The 18,859-nt window shown below is 71.9% G+C and carries 16 protein-coding genes; 9 read left to right on the plus strand and 7 right to left on the minus strand.

The window, feature by feature from the left end:
* Window positions 1-2: 2 nt before the first annotated feature.
* From JIAGA_RS0106885 to JIAGA_RS32860, 6 genes are all read left to right on the plus strand, one after another.
* Entirely contained in the window at window positions 3-569 is a 567-nt protein-coding gene (locus JIAGA_RS0106885; RefSeq protein WP_026875100.1) for a histidine phosphatase family protein, read from the plus strand.
* A 162-nt stretch (window positions 570-731) separates the two neighbouring features.
* Entirely contained in the window at window positions 732-1,373 is a 642-nt protein-coding gene (locus tag JIAGA_RS28060; RefSeq protein WP_035812198.1) for a DUF6758 family protein, read from the plus strand.
* 37 nt (window positions 1,374-1,410) lie between these two features.
* Entirely contained in the window at window positions 1,411-2,259 is an 849-nt protein-coding gene (locus tag JIAGA_RS0106895; RefSeq protein WP_026875101.1) for a PHP domain-containing protein, read from the plus strand.
* Window positions 2,259-2,861: a MarC family protein gene (locus JIAGA_RS0106900; RefSeq protein WP_026875102.1), complete on the plus strand. Its 603-nt coding sequence runs from the start codon at window positions 2,259-2,261 to the stop codon at window positions 2,859-2,861. Before JIAGA_RS0106895 ends, JIAGA_RS0106900 begins: the two co-directional genes overlap by 1 nt.
* Before the next feature lie 110 nt (window positions 2,862-2,971).
* Complete coding sequence (locus JIAGA_RS0106905) at window positions 2,972-3,814, plus strand: RecB family exonuclease (protein ID WP_035812199.1); 843 nt, start codon at window positions 2,972-2,974, stop codon at window positions 3,812-3,814.
* Between the two features lie 129 nt (window positions 3,815-3,943).
* Window positions 3,944-4,690 carry a L,D-transpeptidase gene (locus JIAGA_RS32860; protein WP_051425807.1) on the plus strand — a complete coding sequence of 249 codons (747 nt, stop codon included), beginning with the start codon at window positions 3,944-3,946 and terminating at the stop codon, window positions 4,688-4,690.
* A 32-nt stretch (window positions 4,691-4,722) separates the two neighbouring features.
* Here the strand turns inward: JIAGA_RS32860 and JIAGA_RS0106915 are convergent, their stop codons facing one another.
* The gene (locus JIAGA_RS0106915; RefSeq protein ID WP_026875104.1) at window positions 4,723-7,296 is read right to left on the minus strand and encodes a LuxR C-terminal-related transcriptional regulator; all 2,574 of its coding nucleotides are present in this window, start codon (window positions 7,294-7,296) and stop codon (window positions 4,723-4,725) included.
* A gap of 379 nt (window positions 7,297-7,675) precedes the next feature.
* Entirely contained in the window at window positions 7,676-9,187 is a 1,512-nt protein-coding gene (locus JIAGA_RS28070) for a DEAD/DEAH box helicase (RefSeq protein ID WP_035812200.1), read from the minus strand.
* Window positions 9,188-9,424: 237 nt separating this feature from the next.
* Here JIAGA_RS28070 and JIAGA_RS0106925 point away from each other — a divergent pair, with 237 nt between their 5' ends.
* Window positions 9,425-10,117, plus strand: coding sequence for a ferritin-like fold-containing protein (locus JIAGA_RS0106925; protein ID WP_035812203.1), 693 nt, complete (start codon window positions 9,425-9,427; stop codon window positions 10,115-10,117).
* 170 nt (window positions 10,118-10,287) lie between these two features.
* Here JIAGA_RS0106925 and JIAGA_RS0106930 read toward each other — a convergent pair whose 3' ends face one another.
* The 3 genes from JIAGA_RS0106930 to JIAGA_RS0106940 all read right to left on the minus strand — a co-directional run bounded on the left by JIAGA_RS0106930 (window position 10,288) and on the right by JIAGA_RS0106940 (window position 11,499).
* Window positions 10,288-10,515: a DUF3107 family protein gene (locus tag JIAGA_RS0106930; protein WP_026875106.1), complete on the minus strand. Its 228-nt coding sequence runs from the start codon at window positions 10,513-10,515 to the stop codon at window positions 10,288-10,290.
* A gap of 105 nt (window positions 10,516-10,620) precedes the next feature.
* Window positions 10,621-11,250 carry a TetR/AcrR family transcriptional regulator gene (locus JIAGA_RS0106935; RefSeq protein ID WP_026875107.1) on the minus strand — a complete coding sequence of 210 codons (630 nt, stop codon included), beginning with the start codon at window positions 11,248-11,250 and terminating at the stop codon, window positions 10,621-10,623.
* Window positions 11,251-11,316: 66 nt separating this feature from the next.
* Window positions 11,317-11,499: a hypothetical protein gene (locus tag JIAGA_RS0106940; RefSeq protein WP_026875108.1), complete on the minus strand. Its 183-nt coding sequence runs from the start codon at window positions 11,497-11,499 to the stop codon at window positions 11,317-11,319.
* 88 nt (window positions 11,500-11,587) lie between these two features.
* On the opposite strand from JIAGA_RS0106940, the gene JIAGA_RS28075 reads away from it, so the two are divergent.
* Both JIAGA_RS28075 and moeZ read left to right on the plus strand, forming a co-directional pair.
* Window positions 11,588-12,583, plus strand: a complete 996-nt coding sequence (locus JIAGA_RS28075) for an alpha/beta fold hydrolase (protein WP_051425808.1) — start codon at window positions 11,588-11,590, stop codon at window positions 12,581-12,583.
* 11 nt (window positions 12,584-12,594) lie between these two features.
* Window positions 12,595-13,767, plus strand: a complete 1,173-nt coding sequence (moeZ, locus tag JIAGA_RS0106950; RefSeq protein WP_026875109.1) for an adenylyltransferase/sulfurtransferase MoeZ — start codon at window positions 12,595-12,597, stop codon at window positions 13,765-13,767.
* Window positions 13,768-13,892: 125 nt separating this feature from the next.
* On the opposite strand, the gene JIAGA_RS28080 is transcribed toward moeZ, so the two are convergent.
* Together JIAGA_RS28080 and JIAGA_RS0106960 are read right to left on the minus strand one after the other, a co-directional pair.
* Window positions 13,893-16,295 (minus strand): lysylphosphatidylglycerol synthase transmembrane domain-containing protein, encoded by a 2,403-nt coding sequence (locus tag JIAGA_RS28080; protein WP_051425809.1) that lies wholly within the window; start codon window positions 16,293-16,295, stop codon window positions 13,893-13,895.
* Between the two features lie 74 nt (window positions 16,296-16,369).
* Window positions 16,370-18,760, minus strand: a complete 2,391-nt coding sequence (locus tag JIAGA_RS0106960) for a flippase-like domain-containing protein (protein WP_026875110.1) — start codon at window positions 18,758-18,760, stop codon at window positions 16,370-16,372.
* Between the last annotated feature and the right edge of the window lie 99 nt (window positions 18,761-18,859).

An 18,859-nucleotide genomic window follows, 5' to 3' on the forward strand; every position in this document is an offset into this window, starting at 1 on the left:
CGATGACCCGGCCAGAAGTGTGGCTGGTCCGCCACGGTCAGACGGAGTGGAGCCGCGACGGGCGGCACACCAGCCGCACCGACCTGCCGCTGACGCCCGAGGGCGAGCGGGCTGCACGCTCGCTGACCGACCGGCTTGCCACCACGTCCTTCGGCCTGGTGCTGTCCAGCCCGCTGACCCGGGCCCGGACGACAGCGGTCCTGGCGGGATTCGCCGACCCGACGATCGACGACGACCTGCACGAATGGCGGTACGGCGACTACGAAGGCATCACCACGCCGCAGATCCGCGAGACCGATCCGGACTGGTCGCTGTGGACGGACGGGGCCCCTGGCGGTGAGTCGCCCGGCGAGGTCGCGGCGCGCACGGACCGCGTCGTCGCCCGGGTGCGTGGCGACTCCGCGGAGCGCGTCCTGATCTTCGCGCACGGGCACATCCTGCGGGTGCTGGCGGTGCGCTGGCTCGGCCTGCCCGCCGCCGACGGCGTCCACCTGCGGCTGGAGACGGCGACGGTGTCCGTCCTCGGCTGGGAGCGTGAGACGCCGGCGGTCGTGCGCTGGAACGCCTGATCCTCGATCACCGTCCGGGCGGCGGCGCTCCGAGGCGTCCTACCGCGTCAGCGGGCAAGCATCCCTGGGGGAGCGGACAGAACCATGCCTAACGTGATCATTTGGACGGTGCGGGAGGCCGTGGCTTGACGGGCCGGGACACGACACGACAGCGTCGGGGTCGTGAAAGGCGAACGAACCTGTCCCCGGTGCGGCGCGGTCGCCCGGCCACCGGGCGCGTGGTCCAGCCGGTGGCTCTGCGCGATACACGGCGAGATCTACCCGCTGGCCCCGCTGGTGGCGCCCAGCGCGCGGCTGATCCATCAGCTCGGCGACACGTCGGCCGTGCCGCTGTGGCTGCCGTGGCCGTTGCTGCGGGGGTGGGTCGTCGGCACCGTCATCCACGCCGGTGACGACGCCTCGGGCGTGCGCGCGGTGGGTGTGGGCATCAGCGGACCGAACCCCATGGGCGGTCCGGGCGACCTGCTGCTGGTGGCCGAGGAACCCGGCGTCGGGCTCGGCGCGGGCCTGGCCGGGCTGGCCGGTCCCGACCCGGGCAAGGCGGTCGAGGGGGAACCCCAGGCCAAGGTGTATGCGGGTGGGCGGACGGTGCCGTTGTGGTTCGTCGAGGGCCCGGCCGACCGCGCGGTCTACGTCGGGCAGTGGAGCGGCAGCTGGTTGTGGGCGATCCTGTACCCGCAGTCCGCCGGTGTGCTGATGCTGGAGGACGTCGCGGTGGTCGATCTGCGTGATCTCGGCCACGAGGCGGACCTGTTGCCGTACGGAACACCGCCGCCGTGGTTGGCGCACAGCTACGATCAGTGAGGTCATCCGCGGTCCAGTCCCCTTGCGAGGTTGCCGGTTGCGCATCGATCTGCACACCCACAGCAGCGTCTCCGACGGGACCGACCGGCCGGACGTGCTGGTCAGGCGGGCCAAAACCGCCGGGCTCGACGTCGTCGCGCTGACCGACCACGACACCTTCGAGGGCTGGTCCGCCGCCCTGGCCGCCGGTGAGGAGACCGGCGTCGAGGTCGTTCCCGGCGTCGAGATCTCCACCGAACTGCGCGGTCACGGCGTCCACCTGCTCGGCTACCTGGTCGACCCGGCCGATCGGGCGCTGGCCGACGAGCTGGCCCGGGTCCGCGCCGACCGCCGCACCCGGCTGGCCCGGATCGCCGCCGCCCTCACCGCCGCGGGGATGCCGCTCGACGTCGCCGACATCCTGACCGGGTCGCCGGACGCCGCCACCGTCGGGCGGCCGCACGTCGCCGACGCCATGATCGCGAAGGGGTATGTCCACGACCGCGAGGAGGCGTTCGCCTGGTGGCTCTCGGTCGGCCGGCCGGGCTACGCGTCGAAGTACGCGCCACCCATCGGCGAGGCCATCGACCTCGTGCACGCCGCCGGTGGGGTCTGCGTGCTGGCCCACCCGTGGGGACGTGAGGGCGCGCGCCGAGCGCTGGGGCCGTCGTCCATCGAGGCGCTGCGCGACCACGGCCTGGACGGCATCGAGGTCGACCACCAGGACCACAATCCCGCCGCCCGCCGGGCGCTGCGGGGGCTGGCGGGTGAACTCGGCCTTGTCATCACCGGCTCCAGCGACTACCACGGCACCGGTAAGGCCGACCACGAGCTGGGCGTGAACACCACGGCGCCGCAGGAGTGGGAGCGGCTGCGGTCACTGGCCAAGGACGCCCGGGGAGGCTGATGAACTGGCAGCTGTTCGGCGAGGTGGTCGTGACGCTCTTCGTGATCATGGACCCGCCGGGCACCGTCCCGGTCTTCCTCGCGCTCACCGGCAACCGCCGGCCGGCCGAGCGCAAGCGGGCGGCATGGCAGGCCGTGGCCGTCGCGGCCGGCGTCATCACGGTGTTCGCGATCTTCGGCCGCACCATCCTCGATTACATGCACATCAGCCTGCCGGCGTTGCAGGCCGCCGGTGGCTTGCTGTTGCTGCTGGTAGCGCTGGAGTTGCTGACGGGGAAGGCCGATCAACCGGAGTCCACCACCGGCAACGTCGCGATGGTTCCGCTGGGCACGCCGCTGCTGGCGGGGCCGGGTGCGATCGTCGCCACCATGGTGTTCGTGCAGGGATCCGACGGCGGGCTGGACTTCCTGGCGCTGGCGTTGGGCATCGTGGTGGTGCTGTTGTGCCTCTGGGCGTCGATGCGGTTCAGCGTGTTGCTGCTGCGGGTGCTCAAGGAGTCCGGGATCCTGCTGGTCACCCGGATCGCCGGGTTGTTGCTGTCGGCCATCGCGGTCCAACTGGTCGCCGACGCCGTCCGGGCGTTCATCGAGGGCGCCGGCTGAGCCGTCCTCCTTGATCATGTTCCCTGGCGGTCGCTACGGAGCCGCTAGGGAACATGATCTTGGTCGTGGCCGGACGCGCCCGGCCGTCGATGTCGGTGGCGTGGGGGAGAATGAGGCGGGTGAGCCAGCCCATCCTCGACGGCATGCCCCGGCGGCTGTACGGCGCCACCCCGACCCGGTTGAACACCTGGCTCGACTGCCCGCGCCGCTACCGCTTCGCCTACCTCGAGCGGCCGCAGCCGCCCAAGGGGCCGCCGTGGGCGCACAACACCCTCGGCGCGGTGGTGCACAACGCGCTGGCCGGCTGGTGGCGGCTGCCGCTGGACGCGCGCACTCCCGAACGGGCCGGCTCGTTGGTCGACGAGTACTGGCTGTCGGAGGGCTTCCGCGACGCCGACCAGGCCGGGCAGTGGCGGAAGCGGGCCCGCGAGATGGTGGTCGGCTATGTCGCGGCCCTCGACCCGGCCGAGGAGCCCCGCGGCGTCGAGCGCACGGTCGCGCTGATCCACGGCGGCACGTCGCTCACCGGCCGCATCGACCGGGTCGACCAACGTGGCGAGGAACTCGTGGTCGTCGACTACAAGACCGGGCGGCATGTGCTGACCACCGACGACGCCCGCTCGTCGTTGGCACTGGCGGTCTACGCCGCGGCGGCCAGCCGCACGCTGCGCACGCCCTGCCGCCGGGTCGAGCTGCACCACCTGCCCAGCGGCACCGTCGCGGTCTGGGAACACGACGAGCGGACTCTGCGCCGGCACCTCGACCGGGCCGACGGCATCGCCGCCGAGTGCGCACAGGCCGATACCGAGTACAAGGCCGGCCGCACCGGCGACGAGCTGTTCCCGCCCCGGCCGTCATCGCTGTGCGGATGGTGCGACTTCGCCCAGCACTGCCCGGAGGGCCGGGCAGCCGTCCCGGCGCGGGCCTCCTGGGCCGGGCTCGAGCCGACATGAGGTGATTTGTCGCCTAGCGCACGTTTACCGCGGCCCGTTCCGGCACATGATCACCCCGGAGGCCGCCCCGGACATCGTTCGGGGCGGCTAGGGTGAAGGTCGAGTTCGTACTGACGTGAAGGAGCGCGGATGTCCGGACGCTACGGCGTCTCGTCCCGAGCGGGTCACCGGCATGCCGCCCGGCGGTCGCGCCGCCTGCGCGGCCTGCGCGTGACGGCGTTCAGCGGTTCGACGCTGCTCGTCGCGGGCCTGTTCGGGCTGGCCGGCACGGCCACCGCCCCAGAGGCACCGGTCGAGACCGGTGCCCTGCCCCTGGCCGACCGGGTCGGCGACGACGTCTCGCGTGGTGACCGCGACACGGTCCCGGCCAAGCTGATGCGCTCCGCCTTCGTGAAGGTGACCACTCGCCCGGCGCCGACCGAGGAGCCGGCACCCGACCCGAACGCCAAGCCCGCCGCCACCGCGCCGCTCCCGGCCGGCAGCGGCAGCGGGCACCGGGTGGTCTTCGACATCACCGGCCAGCAGGTCTGGCTGGTAGACGAGTCCGACACCGTCGTGCGCACGTACATGGTGTCCGGCAGCCGCTTCGACCAACTGCCCACCGGCACCTTCGAGGTCTTCTCCGCCTCACGTAACACCGTGAGCTGGCACGGCACCGAGACCATGGAGTACATGGTCCGCTTCTTCCGGGGCGAGAACTCCAACATCGGCTTCCACGACATCCCGGTCGACACCGCCTCGGGCAACGAGGTGCAGACACTGTCCCAGCTGGGCACGCCACTGTCCGACGGCTGCATCCGGCAGGATCTCGAGGACGCCGTCGCGCTCTGGGAGCACGCTCCGGTCGGCACCCCGATCGTCGTCGTCCGCACCTGATCCACGCCAGAAGTGGGTCCGGCGGGCCCGGCTCAGCGGCCGCTCAGGGCGGCCGGGAGCTCGGCCCGGCTGGTGATGCCGAGCTTGGCGTAGATGCGGGCCAGGTGGCTCTCGACGGTGCGGGTGGAGATGCTGAGCCGGCGGCCGATGTCGCGCGACGAGATGCCCGCGGCGGCCAGCGGCGCGATCTCCTGTTCCCGCCGGGTCAGCGCCACCGCCTGCTGCCGCGGCGGGTTCGTCCAGACGCCGTGGCCGGCCAGGGTCACCTCGGTCGCGGCCATCATCTCGGTGTCTCCGGCGGCGACGGCGCGCGCGTAGCCGACCATCGCGTCGGCCCGCCACATGCCGTCGCAGCGCTTGGCGACCACGGCCATCCGTTCGGCGACGTCGTCGAGGGTCAGGTCGCCGGCCGTCGGCAGGCCGTCGGCGATGCCCAGCAGTGCGATGTAGAGCGAGTCCAGCTCGGCCGGGGCGAGGTCCGCGCCGGCGGCGGCATCGGCGGCGTCGAGGGCGTGCACGACGGCGTCCGCCTCGCGCCGGGCGAGCCCCACCCACAGCAGGGTCCGGCGGCGGCGTCCGTGGATGGTGGCGTCCTGGTGCACGGGCTCGCGCAGGGATTCCTCGCGCAGCCGGCAGGCCTCCTCGGTGTCGCCGACCCACACCGACGCCTCCGCGGCCAGCGCGAGCGTCGCCGGCAGCATGCCGCGAGGATCACGGTCGCGCAGTGAGGCGATGGCGGCACGCAGGTGCCCGATCGCTTCGGACCAGCGGCCGCGCGCCATCGCGATCTGGCCGTCGACCAGCCCGGGAATGGTGCGGTGCTGCGGCAGCGGGCCGATGCCCAGGTCCGACTCGTCGGCGTGCATGCGCTCGGCACCGTCGACGTCGCCGGCGAACAACCGGATGACGACGCAGGCCGCGCGCAGGGAGGTCAGGAAGGCGGTGGCCTCGGAGAGCGACTCGCGGGCCGCGGCCAGGTAGCGCTCGCCGAGCCGCAGCGACTCGCTGATCCGACCGGATCGTGCCAGCGCCAGCTGCACGGGTGGCACCAGCTGGATGCGGGCCAGCAGGGGCAACGAGGCGTCGGCGAGGAACGCCACTGCCTCGTCCAGCACGCCGCCGCTGTGGCCGGCCGTCATGAGCAGCGTCAGGCGGTGTCCCCGCAGCACGGCAGCGGACTCCGACGCGTCCTCGACCTCGGGCAGCACCTCCTCGAGCAGCCGGACGGCGGCGTCGGGATCGGCTCGGCCGTGGAAGAGGACGTCGGCTCCGGTGACCGCGGCATGTACCACCAGGGTGGTGCTCACGGCGTGCGGTGGCAGTGTGTGGAGCTGGTCGAGGTCGGCCTGAGCGCGTTCGGCCGAGCCGAGCACCCGATGGGCACGGGCCCGTTGCGCCAGCGCGCCGGCGACCACGACGAGATCGGGGTCGGCCAGCAGCGCCAGGTCCGCGAACCGGCGAGCGTCGGCGGGCTGCTGCAGCTGGTTGGCGTGCGCGGCGGCCGCCACGAGGAGCTCCGCGTCAGGCACCGACCCGGCTTCGAGAGCCCACGAGACCCACCGCAGCAGGTCCGGCAGCGACGCGTCGTGGGGTTCCGGGAGGTGCCGCACCACCCGCTCGCGCAGCACTCGGCGCCGCCCGGGCGGGACCAGGCTGCGGATGGCCTCGCCGTACACCGGGTGGGACAGCTGCGCGGTCGGCGGGTTCGCGTCCACGTCGACGACCAGCATGCCGGCCTGGACGAGGGCGTCCACGGCGGCCGTGTCGGCCAGCTCGAACAGCAGCGGCAACGGTAGCGACTCGGCGAGCGAGACGATCTCCAGCACCTCGCGCTCGCCCGCGGACCGCCGGCTCAGCTCCGACGTGACCAGACCGATCAGCCGGCCCGGCACCACCGGCCCGGACCACGTCCACACCCCGTGGTCCTGCCGCAGCTCGTCGCGGCTGATGGCGGTGCGCACCAGCTCGCGCAGGTAGAGCGGGTTGCCGCGGCAGGCCTCCCACATCCGCCGCTCGGTGTCCCTGCCGGCGACGCCGCCGAGCGCGGTGCGCAGCAGCTCGCTCGTCGTCGCGCGGTCGAGCGGTTCTACGTCGATCCAGCGCAGGTAGCCGTCCTTCCACAGTGCGAGGAGGTCGTCGGGCAGGCCCGGATTCGGCCGGCTGGTCACCAGCAGCCGGGCCTCCCGCGACGTCGCCAGCATCCGCAGCACGCCGGCGCTGGCACCGTCGAGCAGGTGGCCGTCTTCCACCCGCAGCACCACCGGCCGGCCCGCCGAGTCGCGCCGCAACCGCTCGGCGGCCGCGCGGAACACCGAGATGGGGCTCGCGCCGTCGTGCGCGGGGACATCGGCCAGCAACGGCGCCAACGCGGCGAGCATCACCGGCTGGGCCCGGCTCGGCGAGGTGACCGTGACGACATGTGCGGCCACGGTGACCGCCTGTTCCAGCTTCGCGGCCAGGGCCGACTTGCCGACGCCGCTCTCGCCGACCAGCAGCACACCGTGCGGCGCGCGGGAATCGGTCGCGGTCAGGACCTCGAGCGCGGACGCGTACTCCTCCGCACGTCCGACGAGGGGCCACGGTCCCGGCATGTGAGTGGCGTGCATGCACGGAAACGGTAGAGGCAGATGACCATGATCACCGACATTCCCGGCGAACAAATTTGCGTAGCGACTACGGATGCCGTCGGTGGCTACCGATCCGTAGCGTGATGCACAGCTTGTGGGGCCGGTTCGCCGGCCCCGACAGGCCGGGAAGACGGCGGGCTGGTGCTTACGTCCGGACTCCCGAGCCCGGCATCGGCGACGTGGGGGGCGCCTGCTTTGCCGCCCGGGCTTCCTCCCGGTGACCGACGGCACCCTCCACCCCGAGGTACACCACCCCTTCGTCGAAGGTCACCGGGAGGACACACCTCTCTCGCCCGACGAGAATCGGCGTTCGACCCCGGTAGCACCGGAGTCGAACGCCGATTCTCGTGCGTGATGGTCAGTCGGTGGTCGGCTGCGCATCCTGCTCGACCGGCTTGCCGCCACGGGTGCGGCGCCGGGAACGCTGCCGGCGCGGCCGCGCTTCGGTGTCGCCGTGCTCAGCTCGCTGCTGGCCGGTGGCCGCGGCGGCCGGCTCGCCTCGGCGGGTGCGCCGGCGACCGCCTCGCGACGACCGCGAGGACGAGGACGAAGACGACGAGGACGAGGAGCGGCTGCGGTTGCGGCCGGTCTCGCCGAGGTCTTCCACCTGCTCGGCGTCGAGGCCGGCGCGAGTACGTTCGGAGCGGGGCAGTGTGCCCTTGGTGCCCGGCGGGATGCCGAGGTCGTGGAAGAAGTGCTCGCTGCTGGAGTACGTCTCGGCCGGCTCCGGGTACGGCAGGTCGAGTGCCTCGTTGATCATCTTCCAGCGGGCGAGGTCGTCCCAGTCGACGAACGTGATGGCGACGCCCGACGCACCGGCCCGGCCGGTGCGGCCGATGCGGTGCAGATAGGTCTTCTCGTCCTCGGGGCAGCTGAGGTTCACCACGTGCGTGACGCCTTCGACGTCGATGCCGCGGGCGGCGACGTCGGTGGCCACCAGGACGTCGACCTTGCCGCTACGGAACGCCCGAAGTGCCTGCTCGCGGGCGCCCTGGCCGAGATCGCCGTGTACGGCCGCCGCGGCGAACCCGCGGTCGCGCAGGTCGTCGGCCATCCGCTGGGCGGCTCGCTTCGTCTGGCTGAAGATGATGGCAAGCCCGCGGTTCTCGGCTTGCAACAGCCGGGCGATCATCTCCTGCTTGTCCAGGTTGTGAGCCCGGTAGACGAACTGCGCGGTGGTCGGGACCGTCTGCGTTTCGTCCGGGGACTCCGCGCGGATGTTGACCGGGTGCCGCATGTACCGACGGGCGAGACTGACGATGGCGCCCGGCATGGTGGCCGAGAACAGCATCGTCTGCCGCAGCTCCGGTGTCTGCGAGATGAGCTTCTCGACGTCGGGCAGGAACCCGAGGTCGAGCATCTCGTCGGCCTCGTCGAGCACGAGGACCTTGACGTGGCCGAGGTCGAGGTGGCCCTGCCCGGCCAGGTCCAGCAGCCGTCCGGGCGTGCCGACGACCACGTCGACGCCCTTCTTCAGCGCGTTGACCTGGGGCTCGTAGGCGCGGCCACCGTAGAGGGTGACGACCCGGGCCCGGCGCACCGTGGAAGCGGTGGCGAAGTCGTTGGCGACCTGCACGGCGAGCTCACGCGTCGGAGCGACGACGAGAGCCTGCGGCTTGCCGGGCACGGTGGCCTCGGCGTAGTCGCGGTCGTCGGGGGCGACGATGCGCTGCAGCAGTGGGATGCCGAACGCGAGCGTCTTGCCGGTGCCGGTTCGGGCCTGACCGATGAGGTCGTTGCCGGTGAGGGCGACCGGGATGGCCATTTCCTGGATGGGGAAGGCCTCGGTGATGCCGACGCGCTCGAGCGCTTCGGCGATGGGTGGGAACACACCCAAGTCGGTGAAGGTTGTCAGGGCGTCTCGCCTCATTCGTCGCTGGGACCCCGAGGTTTGAGCCGATCGGCGCTTCGTGCGCCACTAGGCCGCGCGCCGGCGATTCGTGCCAGCGGGCCAGCAGCGTCTGTGGAGCGCACGGACGTCCGGTTCGTCCCCAGGGGGCGCCCGTTTTCGCCCGGACGCCATCTATACCACCAGCCAGTGTAACGGCAAGTCGGTTCCATCCGCTGTTCACCGTCATCCGGGACGCGCCGGGGACCGTTATCGTTGATGCTCGTGAGCTCCTCCGGCGCCTTCGACGACCCCGTCTACCGCGACGGCATCGTCGACCTGCTGGGCGTGCTCGGGCTCGGTGAGCTGACCGGATTCGAGCGGATGGCCGCCGACGCCGGGCTGGCTCCCACCCTGGCCGACAAGGCCGCGCTGGCCGGCATGGCCGTCACCGAGTTCCATCACTTCGAACTGATCCGCGACCGGCTGGACGAGCTGGGCGCCTCCGTCGACGAGGCGATGGCGCCGTTCCGCGACGCCTACGAGCAGTTCCACGCCAACACCGCGCCGTCGGACTGGCTGGAAGGGCTGGTCAAGGCGTACGTCGGCGACGGCATCGCGGCCGACTTCTACCGCGAGGTGGCCGAGCGGGTCGACCCTGCCACCCGCGGGCTGGTCCGCGAGGTCCTGGCCGAAGCCGGGCACGGCGACTTCGCCATCGAGCGGGTCCGCGACGCCATCGCGGCCGACCCGAAGGTGGCCGGCCGCCTGGCGCTGTGGGCGCGGCGGCTGGTGGGCGAGGCCCTGGCGCAGGCGCAGCGGGTGGCGGTGGACCGCGACGCGCTGCTGTCGGTGATCGTCGGGGGCGACGACGGCCGGGCGGGCATGGACCTCGCCGAGATGGGGCAACTGTTCGCCCGCATCACGAAGAAGCACTCCGACCGGATGACGAAGCTCGGGCTGTCCGCCTGACGCCGCCCCGTCGACGCGGGTGGAAATGATCACGTCCGGCATGGGTGCGCCCGCTCCACCAGGAATGCATGCATGGTGTGGCGATAGAACGCCTAGCGTGAGCGCGTCGCGCGGGGGCGACGAAGGGCCGGGCCGCCCACGGCGACCCGGCCCCTCCGGACGTCACTGGCTCAGACGGTGCCGAAACCCACCCGCCGCTCGACCGGCTCACCGATCTCGACGTAGGTGAGGTGCTCGGTGCGCACCAGCAACCGTCGGCCGCGTTCGTCGGCGAGGTCGAGCAGCCCGTTCGCGTCGGCGAGCGCCGCGCGGACCGTGTTCTCGATCTCCTCGGGCGACTGCGCGCTCTCCAGCACCAGCTCCCGTGTGGCGTTGTGCACGCCGATCTTGACCTCCACGGCCACCCTCTCTCTCCCCTCGCGTACGCACCGGTTCTCGGTGTGGTGAACCTCAGGCTAGTCGAGCCGATTCCGCGGCCGGGCGGGTGTGCGCCGCGAGCGTAATCACGCGGTCGTGGATGCTCCGTCGATCTTCGGGAAACCGCGGATGCCGCGCCAGCCGAGGGTGGCGACGAGCTCGGCCGCGGCCTGCCGCGGAATGGTGCCCGCCGACGACAGCCAGTACCGCGCGGTCACCTGCGCGATGCCGACGAGGCCCACCGCGAGCAGGGTGGACTCCTCCGGGGGCAGCCCCGTGTCCTCGGCGATGATGTTGCTGACCTCCTGCGCGCACAGCTCGGTCAGGTGCTCGAGGCGTTCGCGCACGGCCGGCTCGTTGGGCAGGTCGGACTCGAACAGCAGCCGGTAGCCGCCGGAGTCGTTGTCGACGAACTCGAAGTAGGCGTTGACGGTGGCGATGACGCGCTGCTTGTTGTCGTCGGTCGAGGCCAGCGCCCGGTGCAGCCGCTCGAGCAGTTCGTTCTTGCTGGCGTCGAGCAGTGCGATGTACAGCTCGAGCTTGCCGGGGAAGTGCTGGTACAGCACCGGCTTGCTGACGCCCGCGCGCACGGCGATGTCGTCCATGGCCGCCGCGTGGTAGCCCTGGGTGACGAAGACCTCGCGGGCGGCGCCCAGCAGCTGGATCCGGCGCTGGTCACGGGGCATGCGGACGCCGCGCGACGGCACGGCGGGCATGGTGGACACAGCTCTCCTCGGTGTGGGGCGACTGCGCAGATCGTATCCTTCCCGGCACCCGGGGGCTCAGCGGTAGTCGTCCTCGTCGTACTCGACGGCCTGCTGCTGCTCGTGCGCATCGGCCGGGTCGACGCCGTCGGGGACGGCGGGATCAGCCGGCTCGTCGGCGTCGCCGACGACGGCGCGTTCCTGCTCCGTCAGGTCGCCTTCCGCGGCGAGAGGGTTCTCGTCCCGTCTGCGTTCGACCACCGTGCACCTCCGGCTCGCCGTGGGCTCGTCTGTCCCGACCGTACCCGTTCAGGATCGTCACAGCCCTTCGTGTGCCAACATCGAGAGGGTGGAACGGATCGAGGGCTGGCCGGGCGAGCTGATCACGCTCGCGACCGGTCGCCGTGTCTTCGTCAGGCATGCGGCGCCGTCGTCGGGCACCGCCACCACCCGCATCGTCTACATCCACGGCCTGGGCGGGTCCGCCACCAACTGGACTGCGCTCATGCGCGAGCTGCGTGACGATGCCGAACAGTGGGCGCCGGACCTGCCGGGTTTCGGCGAGTCCCCGCGTGGTGGCCGGCACACCGTCGACGAGTACGTCGCCGACGTCATCGCCTTCCTCGAGCGCTTCGACGAGCCGGTGCACCTGGTTGCGAACTCGCTCGGCGGAATGATCTGCGTGTACGCGGCCGCCCGCCGCCCCGACCTGGCCCGCACACTCACCCTGGTGTCGCCGGCGATGCCGCAGTACCGGCTGCCATGGGCGGCCCGTGCGACGGCGTTCCTCGCGCTTCCGTGGCTGGGCGAGCGCATCCTGACCCGCGTCAACGGGGTACCACAGGACAAGCAGGCCGAGCAGTTGGCCTCCGTCATGTTCGCCGACTGGTCGGCCATACCGGTGGCCGAGTTGGAGTTCGCGGCCGAACAGCGCTTCCGTTGGACGAGCCAGCCGCATTCGCAGACGGTGCTGCTCGCGGCGCTGCGCTCCATCGTGGTCCAGTACCTGCGACCGCGACGGCGCTCGGCGTGGCGGGCGGCCGGGCACCTCCTGCGTCCCACACTGGTGATCATGGGCAGCAAGGACAGTCTGGTGGGTCCGTGGGCGCGGGCCCGCTGGCGGCGCACCGTGCGGCGCGCCCGGCTGGTGTTCATGCCGAACACCGGGCACGTCGCGATGATGGAGCACCCGCGCGCCGTGGCGGACCTGATGCGCGACTTCTTCCGCGACGCCACCGGCGTGTCCATCATGCGGACGAATCTGTCCAGTAGGCGAACGGTGGGTCCGGGAATGACGACGGACGTGGCACCGTTGGCGAAGGAGAGAACGAACGCCACGAACTGACGGAGCCGATCGTGTCCCTGCCCCCACTGGTGGAGCCCGCCGCGGAGCTCACTGTCGACGAGGTACGCCGCTACTCGCGGCACCTGATCATCCCGGACGTCGGGATGGCGGGCCAGAAGCGGCTCAAGAACGCCAAGGTGCTCGTGGTGGGCGCCGGCGGCCTCGGCTCCCCGGCGCTGCTCTATCTGGCCGCGGCCGGTGTCGGAACGCTGGGCATCGTCGACTTCGACGAGGTCGACGAGTCCAACCTGCAGCGCCAGATCATCCACGGCCAGTCCGACGTCGGCCGGTCCAAGGCGCAGTCGGCGCGGGACTCCGTCAAGGAGGTCAACCCGTACGTCGATGTCGTGCTGCACGAGACCCGGCTCGACAACGACAACGTCCTGGACATCTTCGCCGGGTACGACCTCATCCTCGACGGCACCGACAACTTCGCCACCCGCTACCTGGTGAACGACGCCGCCGTGCTGCTGGGCAAGCCGTACGTGTGGGGCTCCATCTACCGGTTCGAGGGCCAGGTCAGCGTCTTCTGGAACGAGCACGGCCCCAACTACCGCGACCTCTACCCCGAGCCCCCGCCGCCGGGCATGGTGCCGTCGTGCGCCGAGGGCGGCGTGCTGGGTGTGTTGTGCTCGTCGATCGGCTCCATCATGGTCACCGAGGCGATCAAGCTGATCACCGGCGTGGGCGACACGCTGGTGGGCCGGCTGATGATCTACGACGCGCTCGAGATGACCTACAACACCGTCAAGGTGCGCAAGGACCCGACCGCGGAGCCCATCACCGAGCTCATCGACTACGAGGCGTTCTGCGGAACCCTCAGCGACGAGGCCGCCGAAGCCGCCGCCGACGCCACCATCTCGGTGGTGAAGCTGAAGAGCTGGATGGACGAGCGCGACCGCGGCGAGCGTGACTTCTACCTGGTCGACGTGCGTGAGCCCAACGAGTGGGAGATCAACCGCATCCCGAGTGCGGTGCTCATCCCCAAGAACGAGTTCCTGACCGGCGAGGCGCTGGAGAAGCTGCCGCAGGACAAGCAGATCGTGCTGCACTGCAAGTCCGGGATGCGCTCGGCCGAGGCGCTCGCCGTCGTCAAGGGCGCGGGTATGGCCGACGCCGTGCACGTCGGCGGCGGGGTAGCGGCCTGGGTCAACCAGATCGACCCCTCGCAGCCGTCGTACTGAGGTTCTCAGCTCATCCGCCGCGGTCCGGAAATGATCACGTGGCCTATGGGTGCTCCCGCTTCACGCGGCAAGCATGCCTGGTGAAGCGGGTACACCCATAGGCCACGTGATCATTTCCGGCCGGGTCAGAGAAGGTCGCGCTTCTGCATCTGGGTCCACATGATCCAGCCGGGCAGCACCGGCAGCCAGAACGACACCAGTCGGAAGACCAGCACGGCCGTCACCGCGGTCGTCGCCCCGACGCCGAGGGTGCTGACGCCCGCGGTCAGCGCCGCCTCCACGGCACCCAGGCCACCCGGCGTGGGGACCGCCATCCCCAGCGTGTTGCCGACCAGCTGTACGACCGCCATCGCGGCCAGGTTCGCGGCGCCGCCGACGGCCAGCAGGCAGGTGTAAAAGCACATGATCAGACTGGCCGACTGCAGCAGGATGCCGCCGAGCGCCACCAGCAGCTTGCGCGGATTGCTCAGCACGTCCAGCAGCCGCGGCAGGCCGCGCTCGGCGAAGTCGCTCCACAGCGCCCGCAGCCGCATCCGGACCGGTGGCAGCAGCGCCAGGATGGCCGCCGCCGCCAGCACCACGAGCACGATGATCAGCGTGTTCACCGACGGGTCGATGTCGGGGGCCGCGGACGAACCGGTGACCACGCCGAGGATGCCGATGGTGGGGAACGTGATGGCGACGTTGCCGACCTGGTTGGCGGCGACGCTCGCGGCGGCCAGCGGCGCGGCGACCCCGGCCTTGGTCAGCACCCGGATGTTGACGGCGACGATGCCGACGGTGGACGGCGCGACCAGGCGCAGGAAGCCCAGCGACACCTGCGCGCCCATGATCCGCCAGAAGCCGACCTTCTCGGGCACAAAGCCCATCAGGGCGAACGTCGCGCCGACGAAGCTCGTGAACATGAGCACGACCGCGACGAACAGCCAGCGCCAGTCGATCTGCGACCACAGTTGGCTGAACGACACGTCGGACAGCTGGGTGCCGACGAGGTAGACGGCGAACACCGCGCCCACGCCGGTGAGCAACGACAGCGGCCGCAGCCGCCGCAGGCGCACCGGCTGGTCGGGTTCGCCGCCGGTGCCGCTGACCAGCCCGTCGCGCAACTTGGAGAGGATGTCGCGGCGGCCCTTGAGGTCGCGCCGGGTCGAGCGGGCCAGCGCCACCGGCTGCAGCAGCGGGATGGCGCCGGCGACGACGTCGCGGCCGAGCACTCCGATGGCGGTGTCGATGGTGCGCTCCACGCCCACCACCAGGGCACAGCCGACCAGGGCTTGGGCCAGGTCGGCCCGGACGGCGAGGTCGGGCGCGGCCACCTCGCCGCCGGAGGGGTCCAGCAGCCACACCTTGCCGGCGTCGGAGACCAGGATGGTGCGGCCGGAGATGCGGCGGTGCGCGACCTGGTTGCGACGCAACCGGCTCAGCTGCCGCCACAGGTCCTCGAGCATGGCGTCGGTGACCTCGTCGGCGGTCATGTTCGCCAGCACGCGGCCGGGCACGTGGTCGTAGACGATGGCCGCGGCGTCGCCGCCGATGCGCAGCACGTTGCGCAGTTTGGGGGTCCGGGCTCCGGCCCGCGAGACGGCCAGCGACTGCAGGGTGATCTGGTTCACCGCGCTGCGCATGGTCACCATCTGCCGGGGCAGCACCTCTTCGCGGGTGCGGATCTGGTTCGCCGCCCGGGCGACCGCGCCGGCGCCGTCGTCGTCGCGGTCGAGCACCAGCACACCGAGCGGGCCCTGCGAGCTCTCGGCGATGTAGCGGCGGTACTTGTCGACCGGGTCGGCTCGCATCGACGACACGTCGTAGCCGTTGGCGCGCAGGACGGCAGCCACCTTGTGCCCGTTCGGCGCCAGCGACGGCTGCCCGCTGACCAGCCGGACCAGCAGCCCGACCGCCCAGCCGATGCCCAGCGACAGCAGCATGCCCCCGACGGTCACGTCGCCGCGGAACAGCCAGACCGCGAAGCTGCCGGCGACGGCGAACGCGGTGATCTGCCGGATCCGCTTGAGCGCCAGGCGGGACACGACGGTGACGATGGCCACCAGCAGCGTCGGCATGGCCGGCACGGCGGTGCCGTCGAGACCGGCCACGGTCGGGACGAAGGTGTCGTGCAGCCGCTGCGGCGCGGGTCCGGCCAGCCAGGTGGAGACCAGCGCCGCGGCGAGCGACGCCAGCGCGCCGGCCACCAGCAGCTCGACGGTGGTGCGCATGCGGCCGCGCACCATCAGGATGAACACCAGCGCCGGCGGCAGGATCAGGCTGGCCAGCTGCGACGCGAGCGCGACGACGTCCACCGGCCCGCGCGGCACGTTCCGGTTGAAGCTGGCAAGGTCGGCGGTGAGCCCGGTGAGCGTCCGTTCGGCGACGACGGCGAGCGCGGCCAGCGCCGTCATGGCGGTCAGCACGAACAGCAGCCGCAGGCCGTCGATCGGGCGCCGGGTACGCCTGGGCAGCGGTGGCTCGTCGACCACGATCTTCCCGGTCGACCTACCCCGCGTCGGCCTCGCCTCGGTCGTCTCGGTCATCGCTCACCGATCGTCGCACGACGAGGCTCGTCACGGTGCCGCGACCCGCGACGCACGCCTGCCGGCGACCGGGATCACAGGAGGTCGCGCTTGCGCATCTGGGTCCACAGCACCCATCCGGGCAGGATCGGCAGCCAGAACGACACCAACCGGAAGACCAGCACCGCGGTCACCGCCGCGGACGTCGTGACTCCCAGGGTGCTGACGCCCGCGGTCAGCGCCGCCTCGACGGCGCCCAGGCCACCCGGGGTCGGCACCGCGGTGCCGAGGGTGTTGCCGACCACCTGGACCACGCCCAGCGCGGTGATGCTCACGTGCTCGCCGACCGCCCGCAGGCACGCGTAGAAGCACAGGATCAGGCTGACGGACTGGCCGAGGATGCCGGCGACGGCCATGGCCAGCTTCCGCGGGTTCGTGAACACGTCGAGCAGCCGGGGCAGGCCACGCTCGGCGAAGTCGCGCCACAGGTCGCTGAGCCGGGACCGCACCGGCGGTATGAGCGCCACGACCGACGCTGCCAGCAGCAGCCCGATCACCAGCATCAGCGTGCCCGCCGACGGCAGCCCGGGCACTGCTGTGTAGCCGGAGATGACGGCCAGCACCGCCAGCAGCGGGAACGTCACCGCCACCTGGGCGACCTGGTTGGCCGCCACACTCGCCGCGGCCAGCGGCCCGGCGACCCCGGACTTCGTCAGCAACCGGATGTTCATGGCGACGTTGCTGACGGTGGTCGGCGCCAGCAGGCGCAGGAAGCTGATGCACACTTGGGCGCCGACGACGCGCCAGTACGGCACCCGTTCGGGGACGAAGCCCAGCATGCCCAGGGCCATGGCCAGGAAGTTCAGGAGCATGAACGCGACGGCGACGATGATCCAGCGCCAGTCGGTGCGCTCCCACAGCTCGCCGAACGACACGTCGGACAGTTGGGTTCCGACCAGGTAGACGGCCACGACCGTGCCCACGCCGGTGAGCAGGGACAGCGGCCGGACCCGCTGCAACCGCGCCGGCTCGGGCGACTCACCGGTGCGCTCGACCAGGCGGTCGCGCAGTTCGATCAGCACCTCGCGGTGCCCCTTGACGTGTTCCCGGGTGCCCGGGGTCAGCGCCAGCGGCTGCAGCAGCGGGACGGCGGAGCGGACCACGTCCGGGCCGAGCACGTCGAGGGCGGTGTCGACGGCACGGTCGGCGCCGACGACGATGCTCGCGGCGGTGAGCGCCTGGGCGAGGTCGGCCCGGATGGCGACGTCGGCGGCGGCCACCTCCCCGCCCGAGGGCGAGTGCAGCCACACAGCGCCGTCGTCGTCCACCATGATCGTGCGGACGGACAGCCGCCGGTGCGCGACGTGGTTCCGGCGCAGTTGGCCCAGCTGCCGCCACAGGTCGCTCAGCATCTCGTCGCTGACGTCGTCGGCCTTCATGTCGGCCAGCGGCCGGCCGGGGACGTGGTCGTAGACGACGGCGGCGGAGTCACCGTCGACGCGCAGCACGGTGCGCAGCGACGGGGTGCGGGCCCCGGCCCGGCTGACCGCCAGCGACTGCAGCGTGATGCGGTCGAGCGCGTCGCGCATGGTGACCGTGTGCCGCGGCAGTACCTCTTCACGCGTGCGCAGACGGTCGACGAAACGGGCGAAGGTGCCGGCCCCTTCGTGGTTGCGGTCGAGGACCAGGACGCTGAGCTTGCCGTCCGGCGTCTCCGCCGTGAGATGACGGTCCTCGCCGGCCGGGTCGGCGCGAAGAGCGCTGACCCGGAAGCCGTTGGCCTCCAGTGTCTGGGCGATCTTCTGGCCGCTGGGCGCCAGCGACGGCTGCCCACCGACGATGCGGACGAGCAGCCCGGCCGCCAGCCCGATGCCGACCGCGATGAGGATGCCGCCGACCGTCGCCTCGCCACGCAGCAACTGCACGGCGAAACCGCCGGCGATGGCGAAGATGGCCACCTGCCGGAAGCGCTTCACGTCCAGCGGCTGCACCACGGTCACGACGGCGACCAGAAGCGCCGGGTAGGCGGCGACGGCCGCGGGGTCGCCGCCGTCCCCCGTCGGTACCAGGGTGTCGTGAAGCCGCCGCGGCAGCTGGCCGCTGGTCAGCCACTCCGATGCCAGCGCGGCGGAGACCGCGGCCAGCACGCCCGCCACCAGCAGCTCGACCGTGGTGCGGACCCGGCCGCGGATCATGAGGACGGCGACCAGTACCGGCGGAATCACCACGCTGGCGAGGTCGGCGGTGAAGTCGACGATGCCGACCACGCTGCCCGGCACCCGGGAGTTCAGGTCGGCCAGGTCGGCGGTGATGGCCGTCATCGTCCGTTCGGCGATGATGGACATGGCCACCAGGCCCGTCATCGCCGCCGTCACCACCAGCAGCGAGAACACGTCGGCCGGCCGGCGGGTACGCGGAGGCAGCGGCGGCTCGTCCACAACGATCTCGCCGGCCGGCGGCTCGGGTGGGTCCACGTGCTCGGTCATCGGAGCAGCATCGTCGCACGTGCCACCCTGGCCAGGTGGCCCGGACATGCCGACCCGGGCAACGTGGCGCGGGACACTCTGGCGGCTGGGGCACGATGT

The sequence above is a fragment of the Jiangella gansuensis DSM 44835 genome (assembly GCF_000515395.1).
GTDB lineage: Bacteria > Actinomycetota > Actinomycetes > Jiangellales > Jiangellaceae > Jiangella > Jiangella gansuensis.